Origin of the sequence: Microcoleus vaginatus PCC 9802 (genome assembly GCA_022701275.1) — a bacterium.
GTDB lineage: Bacteria > Cyanobacteriota > Cyanobacteriia > Cyanobacteriales > Microcoleaceae > Microcoleus > Microcoleus vaginatus_A.
In genome coordinates this window covers 2,968,110-2,981,292 of sequence record CP031740.1, presented here as the reverse complement: position 1 = coordinate 2,981,292, position 13,183 = coordinate 2,968,110, and the positions used below count along the sequence as shown (strand labels likewise).

At 45.6% G+C, this 13,183-nt stretch carries 10 protein-coding genes and 2 pseudogenes; 4 read left to right on the top strand and 8 right to left on the bottom strand.

Translation table 11 applies throughout. From position 1 onward, the window contains the following. Positions 1 to 139 precede the first annotated feature (139 nt). Positions 140 to 2,032, top strand: coding sequence for a PAS domain-containing sensor histidine kinase (locus D0A34_12035; protein UNU19499.1), 1,893 nt, complete (start codon positions 140 to 142; stop codon positions 2,030 to 2,032). A gap of 204 nt (positions 2,033 to 2,236) precedes the next feature. Here the strand turns inward: D0A34_12035 and glcD are convergent, their stop codons facing one another. The 3 genes and pseudogenes from glcD to D0A34_12020 all read right to left on the bottom strand — a co-directional run bounded on the left by glcD (position 2,237) and on the right by D0A34_12020 (position 5,151). Further along, the gene (glcD, locus tag D0A34_12030; GenBank protein UNU19498.1) at positions 2,237 to 3,712 is read right to left on the bottom strand and encodes a glycolate oxidase subunit GlcD; all 1,476 of its coding nucleotides are present in this window, start codon (positions 3,710 to 3,712) and stop codon (positions 2,237 to 2,239) included. Between the two features lie 69 nt (positions 3,713 to 3,781). Continuing rightward, on the bottom strand, positions 3,782 to 4,666 hold the full coding sequence (locus D0A34_12025; GenBank protein ID UNU19497.1) for a hypothetical protein: 885 nt from the start codon (positions 4,664 to 4,666) through the stop codon (positions 3,782 to 3,784). Between the two features lie 92 nt (positions 4,667 to 4,758). After that, a pseudogene (locus tag D0A34_12020) lies at positions 4,759 to 5,151 on the bottom strand (transporter). Positions 5,152 to 5,307: 156 nt separating this feature from the next. On the opposite strand from D0A34_12020, the gene D0A34_12015 reads away from it, so the two are divergent. The 3 genes and pseudogenes from D0A34_12015 to D0A34_12005 all read left to right on the top strand — a co-directional run bounded on the left by D0A34_12015 (position 5,308) and on the right by D0A34_12005 (position 7,225). Then, the gene (locus tag D0A34_12015; protein ID UNU22265.1) at positions 5,308 to 6,486 is read left to right on the top strand and encodes a glycosyltransferase family 2 protein; all 1,179 of its coding nucleotides are present in this window, start codon (positions 5,308 to 5,310) and stop codon (positions 6,484 to 6,486) included. A gap of 129 nt (positions 6,487 to 6,615) precedes the next feature. Next, a complete protein-coding gene (locus D0A34_12010) occupies positions 6,616 to 6,846 on the top strand; it encodes a hypothetical protein (protein UNU19496.1) in 231 nt (76 codons plus the stop codon). Next, positions 6,839 to 7,225 (top strand): annotated as a pseudogene (locus tag D0A34_12005) (type II toxin-antitoxin system VapC family toxin). The gene D0A34_12010 and the pseudogene D0A34_12005 overlap by 8 nt, the downstream one beginning before the upstream one ends. Before the next feature lie 63 nt (positions 7,226 to 7,288). On the opposite strand, the gene D0A34_12000 reads toward D0A34_12005, so the two are convergent. The 5 genes from D0A34_12000 to D0A34_11980 form a co-directional block, all read right to left on the bottom strand. Beyond that, complete coding sequence (locus tag D0A34_12000; protein UNU19495.1) at positions 7,289 to 7,495, bottom strand: type II toxin-antitoxin system HicB family antitoxin; 207 nt, start codon at positions 7,493 to 7,495, stop codon at positions 7,289 to 7,291. Positions 7,496 to 7,508: 13 nt separating this feature from the next. Next, positions 7,509 to 7,847 carry a type II toxin-antitoxin system HicB family antitoxin gene (locus tag D0A34_11995; GenBank protein ID UNU22264.1) on the bottom strand — a complete coding sequence of 113 codons (339 nt, stop codon included), beginning with the start codon at positions 7,845 to 7,847 and terminating at the stop codon, positions 7,509 to 7,511. Between the two features lie 113 nt (positions 7,848 to 7,960). After that, positions 7,961 to 8,221: a type II toxin-antitoxin system HicA family toxin gene (locus D0A34_11990; protein ID UNU19494.1), complete on the bottom strand. Its 261-nt coding sequence runs from the start codon at positions 8,219 to 8,221 to the stop codon at positions 7,961 to 7,963. A 374-nt stretch (positions 8,222 to 8,595) separates the two neighbouring features. Next, entirely contained in the window at positions 8,596 to 8,871 is a 276-nt protein-coding gene (locus D0A34_11985) for a hypothetical protein (protein UNU19493.1), read from the bottom strand. Between the two features lie 214 nt (positions 8,872 to 9,085). Then, a complete protein-coding gene (locus D0A34_11980) occupies positions 9,086 to 13,081 on the bottom strand; it encodes a magnesium chelatase subunit H (protein ID UNU19492.1) in 3,996 nt (1,331 codons plus the stop codon). Positions 13,082 to 13,183: the final 102 nt, after the last annotated feature.

The following is a 13,183-nucleotide window of genomic DNA, read 5'->3' as shown; positions in this document are numbered from 1 at the left end:
GGAATTTTAACGAAGTTTTAGGATGAATTAGAAAAGTAATGTGCTAGCATCGGGTGTAAATTGCTATCTCCCTAAATTTCCCGGAAAATTGGGCGATCGCAATAGCTTAATCGAAAAAATAACTTGGTAGGGTAGAAATATGTTTTTTCAAGAAGCCGATCCAGAAAATAAGGTCAGTAATATTAGCAGGAATCATAAAAAAACTGCTCACAATATGATTCACAGAACCGACTACCAACAGATTCCCAAAAAAAGAGCCGAGAATTCGACAGATGCCAACATTTCCGAAGCTTATAGTCTTAGTCTGTGCGAACTGCAGCAGATGGAGCGAGCAATGGAACAGCTAAAGCAGGATTTGAAAGCTAGCGAATCTCGGTTTCAGAATGTGATCGAAAAAAATGCCGACGGCATCGCAATCGTTAACAAGCGAGGACTTGTCTGTTTTGCCAACCCGTCAGCAGAAGCGCTGTTTAACTGCACGGCAGAGGAACTTCTAGGTCAAGCATTTTTTGGCAATTTAGTAGTAGAAGTTTCAGCTTGCGACCTTGAGATGGCGACGGATATTATTCCCCAAGTTGGAAAAACAGAAGCGCCAGGAACTCGCGTCGTGCAAACAGAAGTTGAAGCTATTCGCAAGCAAAAAGCAAATGCTGTAGTAGAAATGCGGGTGGTGGAAACGGAATGGGATGGAGAAATGGCTTATTTAGCTACGCTACGGGATATTACCGATCGCAAGCGCGCAGAAGAAATGCTTTGGTTGTACGATCGAGCTATAGCAGCTAGTAGCACCGGATTTACGATTTATGACGCCACTGACCCAGAACATCCAATTATTTATTGCAATCCCGCATTTGAAAGCATGACCGGTTATCGGCGGCAGGAAATTATCGGGAAAAACGGCCGATTTTTGCACGGAAGCGATACCGATCCGGCGGCCGTAGAAATAATTCGCCAAGCCTTGCAAACAGAAAGCGAATGCAAGGTAATATTAAAGAATTATCGCAAAGACGGAACCGCTTTCTGGAATTGTTTTTCAATATCTCCCGTGCGCGATCGCCTGGGGAAATTAACTCATTTTATTGGCGTACAAAGAGACATCACTGAGCGCAAACAAGCCGAAGAAGCCTTGCATATTTCCGAAGCACAAAGCAGAGAACAAGCCGCTGAACTAGCAGCCACACTTAACCAACTCAAAGCCACTAATTCCCAATTAGTTCAAAGCGAAAAAATGTCTAGTTTGGGATTGCTACTTGCCGGCGTCGCTCACGAAATTAACAACCCAGTCAGCTTCATTTACGGCAATCTCACTCATCTCACAAATTATACTCAAGACTTGTTTCACCACCTCGAACTTTATCAAAAGCATTATCCTGATCCAGTCGCGGAAATTCAGCAGGAAAGAGAAGAAAATGAACTCGATTTTTTAGCTGAAGATTTACCTAAAATACTATCTTCAATGAGCGTTGGTGTCGAGCGGATTTGCCAGATTGTGCAGTCGCTGCGAAACTTTTCGCGGCACGACGATTCAGAGATGAAAGCCGTTAACCTGCACGAAGGTATTGACAGCACGCTGTTAATTCTCAATCACCGTTTGAAAGGAAACGGAGAAAAGCCGCCAATTCAAATTGTAAAACAATACGGAGAATTGCCGCCGGTGGAGTGTTTTGCGGGGCCAATCAATCAAGTTTTTATGAATATTCTCAGCAATGCGATCGATGCTTTAGAAGATGCCAAGAATAAGCCAAATTGTCAAGAAATGCTACAAAATCCTAGCCAGATTAGGATTGGTACGGAAGTGGTGGGCAATTTGGTAGAAATTAAAATTGCCGACAACGGGCCGGGAATAACGGAGGAAGTCAAACAACAGATCTTCGATACATTTTTTACTACCAAGCCCATTGGTAAAGGCACGGGAATGGGTTTGTCAATTAGCTATCAAATTATTGTAGAAAGACACAAGGGCGAATTATATTGTACTTCGGAATTGGGCAAGGGTACGGAATTTACTATCAAAATTCCGATCGCACCTTAGCGCCGAATGTGCAATCTGCTGCTTACCAACTTGATATATAGGCCAACAAGCGAGCGGGACGCTCGTACTCCTAAAAAACGAGAAAAATCGTTTTTTCTCGTTACCGGACTCTGGCTGGGAACGCATACTTAGAGGCTTTGCCTCCTCATTGTAGAGACAATTTTAGGGTGCTTTTCTGCTCACATTACCCACATAAATAGCCAATTAAAAAACCTCCGCCCCCTCCAACTTCTTAAAAGCTTCAACCTTAGCCCTCGCCGCTTCCCCGCAAGTCTTCGGCGTCGGAAACATCTTCCCAGGATTCGCCAAACCTTTCGGATTAAACACCTGACGTACCCACTGCATCGTCTCCAAATCTATCTCGGAAAACATATCCGGCATAAAACACTTCTTGTCAGCACCGATGCCGTGTTCCCCCGAAAGACTCCCCCCAACTTTCACGCAAAGCCTGAGAATTTCTCCGCCCAATTCTTCCACCTTTTCCAGCGCACCTTTTACCGAGTTATCGTACAAAATCAGCGGGTGCAAATTCCCGTCTCCCGCGTGAAATACATTAGCAATCCGATAACCGTATTTCTCGCTCAAACCCTCAATTTCTTTCAAAACATAAGCCATTTGCGTTCGCGGAATTACGCCGTCTTGCACGTAATAATCCGGGCTGAGATGACCCGCAGCGGCAAAAGCAGCTTTCCGCCCTTTCCAAATTTTTAGGCGCGTTTCCGGGTCGCTTGCTGTCGTGATATTTCGCGCTCCGTTATGCTTGCAAATATCGGCAATCCGCTGTTTGTTTGTGGCAACTTCCACTTCTAAACCGTCGATTTCTATGAGGAGAATGGCCGCCGCATCCCGGGGATAACATCCAGTTGCCACCACATCTTCCACAGCATTGATGCTGATGTTGTCCATAATTTCCATGCCACCGGGAATAATACCAGCGCTGATAATATCGGAAACTGATTCGCCCGCTGCTTCTATACTGGAAAAATCCGCTAGGAGAACGCAAATCGATTCCGGCGCTTTGAGAATTCGCAGAGTAACTTCTGTGGCGATTCCTAAAGTCCCTTCGGAACCGACAAATACACCAGTTAAATCGTAACCGGGCATTTCGGGAATTTCCCCACCGACATCGACAATTGAACCGTCGGGAAGTACCAATTTTAATCCTAAAACGTGATTCGTTGTGACTCCGTATTTGAGGCAGTGAACGCCGCCAGAATTTTCGGCAACGTTGCCGCCAATCGAACAAACAATTTGACTGGAAGGATCTGGCGCGTAGTAGAAACCGGCGCCGCTAACTGCTTGCGTTACCCAGTTATTAATTACTCCCGGTTGCACGACTACTTGCTGATTTTCTAAGTCTACTTGCAGAATTTTTCGCATTAGGGCAGTGACAATCAGCACGCAGTTTTCTACAGGCAAAGCGCCGCCCGAAAGACCGGTGCCTGCGCCTCTAGCAACCCAGGGAATTGAGTTGCGATCGCATATTTTGACCACTTGCGCCACTTCCTCGGTAGTTCGAGGCAATACCACCATGGCGGGGCGCTGGCGGTAGCTGGCGAGTCCGTCGCACTCGTAGACAATCAATTCTTCGCGGCGCTGCACCACCCCATTTTTGCCGACTACAGCCTCAAATTCTTTAATAACGGGTTTCCAGTTGCGTTCTGTTTCTATGGCTATCATTAGTGAATTTAATTAGGGAACTATCAATAATATTGTTGCAAACTTTACTATTTTTGTGCAATTATTTTTCTAAGGGTTGCAATATTGACAAAGGGAAGGATCGGCAGTCTCTCGACCGTCGGGAAATAGTTTTTCTTTAGTATAACCGCACTTTTTGCATTTATAGATTGCCGATCGCGCTAGCTGAGTCGGAAAATAGCACAGTCCGCAGGGCAATCCGATTTTCATCTCAGCAATATCGAATCCCGGCCAACCGCACTCCGGGCAGAATTCCTTGAATTTTTTAACTAAATCCAGAGTTGCATTTTCGATGTTTTTCATCCGAGTTGGATTGTACATCGCCCGCATATCTGTTTCGATGTGAACTCGACCGGTTGACGATTTTTTTAAGCCTGCTGTCACAGCGTCAAAAAATTCTTTTTCTGTCCTAATGCCCTTGAGAATTTCGCCTTTACCGAGCGCAGCTTCGCCAACTACAACCACCAGTGCGTGTTCGGGAAATCCAGCTTTTTTAGCAAAATCCTCTGCTTCTTCTATACTGGAAACTAACTCGTGACTGTAGTTAGTTTCAACGGAGAAAGAGTCGCCGATTAGTTCTAGATTGTTGGCTCGATCTAATAAAATTACTATTTCTCTGTTAGCTGGCAGATACGGCATCATTGGGTGAGGGCCGAAAGTACCTTCGCTGGCAAAGCCAAGAGTTTCCCCCGCAATTTCTAGAGCTTTTTGTGCTTTATGGCGAGCCGCTTCTATTTGTGTTCCTAAGCGTTTAACTTCTCTGGTGAAGGTGCCGAAAGTGTCAGTGTCAAGCTCCGCAGGTACTAAGATTTTTACACCCAATTCTCGTTCCAAAACGGGAGCCATCACCCGTTCTTTTTGGTGCATGGTAGCAATAACTGCGGTGCGATCGCTCAATAATTGATTGGGATTCACAGGCTCAGAAATATTAGACATACAGCAGCATCCTTTCATAACAGAAGGCTCAAATACACCCTTTGACCTAAGTTATCAATTCAGCACTCAAGTGTCAATCTTAAAAGCGATCGCTAGTTGCCTCCAGTCACTCCCCCAGCTTTACCTCTGAGTACAAAAATTACTCCCCTCATAATTAGCGCCACCCCTACTCACCGAAGCGGTGGCAAAGGCTCGTGAAATATCAGTTTGCCCCCTAAAACAGTAAACAGGTAACTAATTCACAGTAAAGGCGAGACTATGCTAAGGTTTGCCCGCGACAAAACTACAATAAACCCGATCGAAGAAATTGCATACAAAGAAAGACCGCCTACTATCAACGGCTGGGTAGCCATTGCTAGAATTTTTTCCATTAAATTAGCAGGGCCAATGGGCCCTAATATTTTAGCTCCTGCCTTCAGGCTGAATTGACCTGCGACGCCACACAAAATAGCAGCAAGTAATAACAGAAAAACGCTTCTATTCATAAGTTTAGTAACCTATAGTACAATCAAAAATTGCCGTTACCAAAAACCTAAAAAACTTTAATTAAGTTTTGTTGGGTTTTATTCAGCACTAATATTTTAAGCAGAGATACGGGAAAATCAAGTATGGTCGATCGCGATCGAGAGTGGAACAAATATATGGCAGAGCAGACCAACCCAAGCGGAGAATATACTCTAGAACTATCGATACTCATGCCTTGTCTGAACGAAGCAGAAACTTTAGAAATCTGCATACAGAAAGCACTGAGGTCGCTGCGCGAACTTGATATTGCCGGCGAGGTCATCATAGCAGACAACGGCAGCACTGACGGTTCTCAAGATATCGCTACCAGAATGGGAGCGAGAGTCGTGCCCGTAGCAGCCAAAGGCTACGGCAGCGCCCTGATGGGAGGAATCATCGCAGCGCGCGGAGTTTATATTATCATGGGCGATGCTGACGACAGCTACAATTTTTCCAACCTCGGCTTTTTTGTCAACAAATTGCGAGAAGGTTTCCACTTAGTGATGGGAAACCGCTTTCAAGGGGGCATCAAACCGGGTGCAATGCCGCCGCTGCACAAATATTTAGGAAATCCGGTGCTGACATGGGTTGGGCGGCTATTCTTTGCAAATCCCGTCGGCGATTTTCACTGCGGACTCAGGGGTTTTAGGAGAGACTCAATTTTGAAACTCGACTTGCAAACAACGGGGATGGAATTTGCTAGCGAAATGGTGGTCAAGGCCTCTGTATACAAGCTGCGGATAACTGAAATCCCAACCGTACTTTCTCCCGACGGCCGCAGCCGACCGCCACACTTGCGAACTTGGCGAGATGGCTGGCGGCACCTCCGATTTTTGCTGCTATACAGTCCTCGGTGGCTGTTTTTGTATCCGGGTACTGCGCTGATGATTTGGGGTCTAATTATCGTCGTTTGGCTGTTACCCGGTAGTCAAAAGATTGGGAGTATCAGCTTTGATATACACACGCTGCTTTATGGTGCGATCGCAATTATCATCGGTTTTCAAGCAGTAACTTTCGCTTTTTTCACCAAGATTTTCGCCATCAGCGAGAAATTCCTGGCCGAAGACCCCAAACTCAACAAAATATTTCGCTATGTCACGTTACAGACAGGATTGATTGTCGGAGTCACGCTGATTTTAATCGGAATAGTTTGCTCGTTCTTGTCATTAACTATTTGGAGCGAAACAGCTTTCGGTTCTCTAGACCCTTCTAAAACTCTGCGTTTGGTTATTCCCTCACTCACTTGCCTGACTGTCGGTTTGCAGATGGTTTTGTCGAGCTTTTTTCTCAGCGTGCTGAGCTTGAAGCGTAGGTGATAACATTAAAGTTACTGGCAACATTCCTCAAAACTAAATCGCAGTTTGGGGAAGTTCAGGGCGATCGCACTTCCTTCGATCCTAAATTGCTATAATGACAATCAGCCCAAAAATCTCAACATAAAGCCTATGTCTACTTATAGCGAGGTACTGAGTCAGGCTCAAAATCTAACTCCTGACGAGCAACAGCAACTGTTAGAAGTATTGTCAGCATTGGTTCGCGATCGGGTAACAACCCAGACTCAGGATAGCAGTCAAAGATTGCCCAGGAAAAATCTAAAGAGATGGCGCGGTTTTTTGCCTAAGCGTGTGGATGCTTTGGAATTCCAGTTGCAACTTAGAGAAGAATGGGATGATTAATAAATATCTTCTCGATACCAACATTCTGATTTACTACTTCTATGACGAGCCGGAGGTTCAGCCTATATTTGATGAGATTGAAGCTGGAGATGCAGAGGCATTTTACTCTCCGATTAGTTGGGTATAGTTACTTTGTTACCCGGCCTTGACAGAAGAACAAGCGAATGAAATGCGGGAATTTTTGAGGCTTATTAAGTGTGTATCATTAACAGAATCAGTTTTATATCGTGCAGCCAAAATTCGTAGAGATTATCGCTTGAAATTAGGTGATGGTGTAATTGCAGCCTGTGCTTTAGTGGAGGGATGTGTCTTGGTAACTCGCAATGCTAAGGATTTTAAGTGCGTTGATGGGTTAACTATATTGAATCCCTTTGATTAGGTAAAAGAAGGGGCGATCGTACTTTGGGAAAGAAAAGGGCGAGCGGCTGTGATTCTATTTCAACTACGCAAACATCAAGCGACCTTTCGGTTGAGGAATAGGACGACCCAGTGCGTTAGCCGTTTCTATCCACTCCTGCATAATAATCTCTAGATTTTGCAATGCTTCTTGATAAGTTTCGCCATCCGCCGCACATCCTGGCAATTCAGGCACTTTTGCAATAAAAGCCTGGTCTTCCTCACTCCAGTATATGATGATTTCATACTTCATTATCCTAAGCTAATTAAGTGTTAATTGCTTGCTCTGCTGCTCTAATTAAAACCTCATCCATCCAATTGTTAATACTTTTGCCAGCCTTATTTGCCGCAATAAAGATTTTGCGGTGATGTTCGGGAGTAGTGCGGAAGGGAAGTTTACCTGAAAATGCTTTATCAGGTTCCTGTCCTAATTCTTTGCAAAACTCTAGATAATCATCGATCGAGTTTTGGAATTCTTGGCGAGCTTCTTCAATAGTTTGTGCCTTAAAAGTCACTACGTCATTAATATCGAGGACTCGCCCGAAAAGAATTTCCGCTTCTAAATCTACTTCAATGCTAGCACTGTAACCTTTGTAAGTCATCATGGCTGTTAATTTTTCCTCTTTCAATAAGTGAAACTTGTGGATGATAAATTTTATGCTAATACCCTTGTTGATTTGGGTAATCAACAAGGATTTTCCCGTTAACACCTAAGTCATTATGGTTCAACCCCCGCCTTTATCAAAAATTCCCTGACAGATTTAACGGCTCCTTTATCTGTCTCTTTTTGAGGATGTGGTTCGTGAAATACAGCTTTAACCTCATTTAATAAAATGCGAACCCGCGAACCTGAACCTTGAGTAACAGTAGCACCGAGTGCTGTAAATAAATTTTCCATATCTTGCCAATTAATATTAGCTGGTATAGGATCGGTAAAAATTGATTCTAAAATCTTACGATGTTTATTATTTAGTTCCATAAAAAATTTATTTATTATAATTTACTTTATGATATCATAATGTGATATCAATGTCAAGAAGGTGAGCTAATCTCGCGCCAAGACTACTTGAGGCTGGAACAAACACCACTTTCTTCGAGAATACTCCCTAAAGTTCGATCGGGGGAAAGCTCTGGGGCGATCGCACTTAGGGGAAGATAAGGGCGAGCGCTTGTCTGGTAAGAGAGGGGCGAGCGCTTTTTGGGCAAAAGAGAGGCGAGCGCTCGTCTGGTAAGAGACTGGCGATCGCCTTTATAGGAGTTTAACTAATTGACAATCCAGCGACTTTTGGGTTCAGGAGTTGAACTACCTCTTCTATATTATCCACTGCGCTGAAGTATGGAATAGCTACTGGCTTAATCTGGAATTCCTGACTCACCTATATCAACTTCTTCGCCAGTTTCTTTTGCTTGTAAAAGAGCAGTTTGAATCCGATCGACTAACTCCGAAAACTTTACTGTTTGACGACGGGTGGGTTCCCATCGAGGCATACTGAAGAAAGCTCGACTTACATTTTCTTCTTCTACCGTTTTAATTACTGTTTCTTTGCCATCCCATTCATAAGTTATATGGAAAGTAGTTGTAAGTGTTTGACCAATGTAGTCATGATCTTTTTCCTTGACTATATACATACTACCTCTGAACCTTACTTAATTTTTTCTGAACCTCTCAAACTTTATAAATTTGATTATGACATTTATACCATTCATTTTGGTTGGCAATAAATACTTTGTAAATATGATAATTTAACTAATATTTGAGCTTTTAAATTCTGCCTCATTGCTTGGCATCAATTAGTAAAGACGTTGTATAAAATCTCTCTACTAATTGATGCCTACTACAATCCTACTCTACTCCCTCAATCCGGTCTTCCACCTCCTGATAAAGTTCACGCAAGCGATCCAAATTGTTCTCCGAAGTCTCCCAATAACCCCTGCCATTCACCTCAAGCAAAGTGCTGACAATCTTGCGGAAAGAATGAGGATTTAAGTTAAGCAAACGCTTCTGCATGTCCTCATCTTGGATAAACGTAGTGTTGACATCCTCATACACCCAATTATCCACAGCGCCCGCCGTCGCACTCCATCCAGTCGTATTCACCAGACGCTTAGAAATCTCCCGCACGCCTTCATAGCCGTGCGACAACATCCCCTCGTACCACTTCGGATTCAGCAGCTTAGTCCGCGAATCTAAACGCACGGTTTCTGATAGCGTCCGCACCTGCGCGTTGGCTGTGGTTGTATCAGCAACAAAGGATGTCGGTTTCTTCCCATCTGCGCGCAAACTGCCGATCAATTTAGTCGGATCTGAGTCGAAATAGTGCGACACGTCGGTTAGGGAAATCTCAGCAGAATCCAAGTTCTGGAAGGTGACTTCAGCAGTTTTCAAGGATGATTCAAAAATCTGCCGATCTTGTTCCATTGTTCCGGGATTGTCGGAAGAAAAGGCGAAGGATTTGCGAGTTAAATACATTTCCTGCAACTCGGCTTCGCTTTCCCAAGTGCTGTTTTCTACCGCTAAGTTGACGTTAGACGAATAGGAACCAGAGGCATTAGAAAATACCCGGGTTGCTGCTTGTCGCAGGTTGATTCCCATTTCTTCCGCTTGCTTCAGGGCGTGTTTGCGGACGAAGTTCATCTCTAACGGTTCGTCGGCTTCCGCTGCCATTTTCACGGCTTTATCTAACAAATTCATTTGGTTGATAAACAAGTCGCGGAATACGCCCGAACAGTTAATTACTACGTCGATCCGAGGGCGTCCTAACTCTTCTAAAGAAAGCAATTCGAGTTTGTTTACCCGGCCCAATGCGTCGGGAACTGGCTTCACTCCCACCATCCACATTACTTGCGCGAGGGATTCGCCGTAAGTCTTGATGTTGTCGGTTCCCCACAACACAACGGCGATCGTTTCTGGGTAATTTCCGCCGTTATCAACGCGCTGTCTTTCTAACAGCCGATCGACTACAAGCTTAGCAGACTTAACCGCCCCCGTTGTAGGGATTGACTGCGGGTCTAAAGCGTGCATATTCTTGCCAGTCGGCAAAACATCCGGGTTGCGAATCGGATCGCCACCGGGGCCAGGCAGAATATACTCGCCTTCTAACGCGCGCAACAAAGCGCCTAATTCGTTGTCGGCACAAACTTGCTGCAAGCAGAATTCCAGATACTCAAACAGCGGTTTAATCGGTTCTGGATCGATTTTTTTGTAACCCGCGGCGTGCAGCGCATCAATCCAAGGTGTTTTCTTGCCCATGTTGAAGAAATTCAACTTAGAAACAAGGGAAACTCGGCCCTCAGCGTCGGTTTGTTCCTTCACCAAAGCGCCAACGGCATCCCGACAGGCCAAGGTGATGTTTTGCAGCAATTCGACATCATTTAAAATGCCTTTGTCGCTATTGGTGTAAACTTCGCCGATATCGCGTCCCAGACTGTTGGCGATAATCCGCGGCAAGCTGATCAGCCCGTCTTCTTCGCGGTCTAAATTGGCGATATTCACCAAAGTTGCGATCGCCTCTTCCGCAGTCGGCGGCTTACCGATAACGTGCAAACCGCAAGGTAACAACCGCGACTCAATCTCCATCAACTTGCGGTAAACCAAGCCAACTAAATTGTCCCGTTCCTCCGAAGTCATTCCCGCAGCAACCCCTCTTTCTTGTTCGGGAGGTAGGGCGATATCCTTGTCCAAATTCACCAAACGGCATTTTTCGACGATCGCATCAACAATCGGCACACCGCGCCCAGTCTCTTTCAAAGTTTGATAAGAAGCAATTAACTCGCTGAGTTCCTGCAAACCTTTGTACAAACCAGCATTTTCAGCCGGAGGAGTCAGATAGCTGATTGTTTCAGCATAACTGCGGCGCTTGGCAATTGTTGCCTCGCTGGGATTGTTGGCGGCGTAATAATAGAGGTTAGGAATTTTGCCGATCAAACTGTCGGGATAACAATCCCCAGACATTCCCATCTGCTTACCGGGCATGAATTCTAGCGAACCGTGAGTGCCAAAGTGCAGCACCGCATCCGCACCCCAAATGCGCTCCAAATATGTATAGTAAGCAGCAAAACCGTGGTGCGGGCTGGCAGAACGAGAGAATAACAACCGCATCGGATCGCCTTCGTATCCAAAAGTAGGTTGCACGCCGATAAACACATTGCCAAAATGTTTGCCGAAAATCAGCAAATTTTGTCCGTCGCTGTTCAAATGTCCCGGAGGCGGACCCCAATTTTCTTGCAAGCGTTCTGAGTAAGGAGTGAATTCTTCGTATTCAGCTACCGACATCCGGTAAGCAACATTTAATTCGGGACTTTGGTATTGGGCTGTTGCGTCGTGGATGACTTCTTGCATCAGTTTTTCGGCGGAATCCGGCAATTCTGGCAAGTCGTAACCGTTGCCTTTTAAGGCTTTCAATACTTGGTAAATCGAGCCGAAAACGTCCAAATAAGCGGCAGTTCCGACGTTGCCTTTGTCCGGCGGGAAACTGAAAACTGTGATCGCAACTTTTTTATCTAATTTTGGTTTGCGGCGCAGCATTGCCCACTTCATGGCGCGCTGGGAAATTGCTTCGATCCGGTCTTGTAGGGCGATCGCCTTGCCAGTTGCGCCATCACGTCCCGACAAAATAATCGGTTCGATCGCGCCATCCAACTCAGGAATGGCAATTTGCAAAGCAACTTGAATCGGGTGCAAGCCTAAATCGCTATTTTCCCACTCTTCCGTCGTTTGGAAAACCAGCGGCAAAGCCACCATGTAAGGGCAGTTTAGCTTTTTCAAAGTCTCGATCGCCTTCGGGTGATCTTGTTTCGCCGGGCCGCCCACCAGCGCAAAACCAGTCAGAGAAACCACCGCATCAACGATCGGCAGCGGTGCAACACCTTTGGTTCCAACTTCCAAGAAGAAAGTTTCGACTGGTTTCGAGAAGTCCAAACCGCCGGCAAAAATCGGCACCACCCGCGCCCCCATTGCCTCCAATTCCTGCACCATTGCTACATAGTGCGCGTCATCTCCGGTGACTAAGTGAGTCCGCTGCAACACCAAGCCGATGCAAGGTGCGAGGGGGTCTTTGAGGTCAGCAGAAATATCTTTGCGGGCGTTGTACCAGGTGAGGTAGGCTTTTACATCCTCAAACATCGACGGTGCCAAAGGATGCCAAATTCCCATATCCGGGTAAACCACCGGATCTTGGAAAGTTAGCTGTTCCTGGCCTTTGAATACATATTTATGTGACAGCATCAGCAAGAAGTTTTCCAAGTTTTCTTGGGAACCTCCCAGCCAATACTGGAAACTCAGCATGAAGTTGCGGGCATCTTGGGCTTTGTCGATGGGCAAATATTTCAGCACTTTCGGCAAAGTTTGCAGCAGTTTCAGCATTCCGTCTTGGAAGGAACTCCCGGATTTTTCCTTCCGTTTTTTCATGAATTCGCCGATCGCACTTTTGCTTTGTCCCAATTGTGCCATCGAGAAACTGCCCATTTTATTGAGGCGCATCACCCCAGGCATCGACGGGAAGACGACGGCGACATCCAAGCTGTCGCGCAGCGGTTCCACCGCCGCTACCACTTTTTCTGCCAAATCTTCGATGAAAATTAGAGAAGCAATAAATACATTGGCATCCGCCACATCCCGCTTGAAGGCTTCGTAATTTTCCGGGCTGCGGAGTTCCTCGATCAGGTAGCCGCTGATTTCTATTGCCAAATTCGGATTTTTCTTGTTTATCGATCGAACCGCTGCCGACAGGGCGCTTTGATACTGCGGTTCCAGTACGACATAGACCACCTTCATGAGCGATCGCCCCTGCAAGTTTTCCGGCACGACGTGGCGAATGGTGGGCTTGACGTGAGTGAACATCCGGTTAGGCTCCTTTAAGATGCTGTTTTCGCGAATCGGGAATTTTTTTATCCCATAAGCATTTTTACCAGAAAACGCTTGCCATTAGGCGATTTGAGCCTG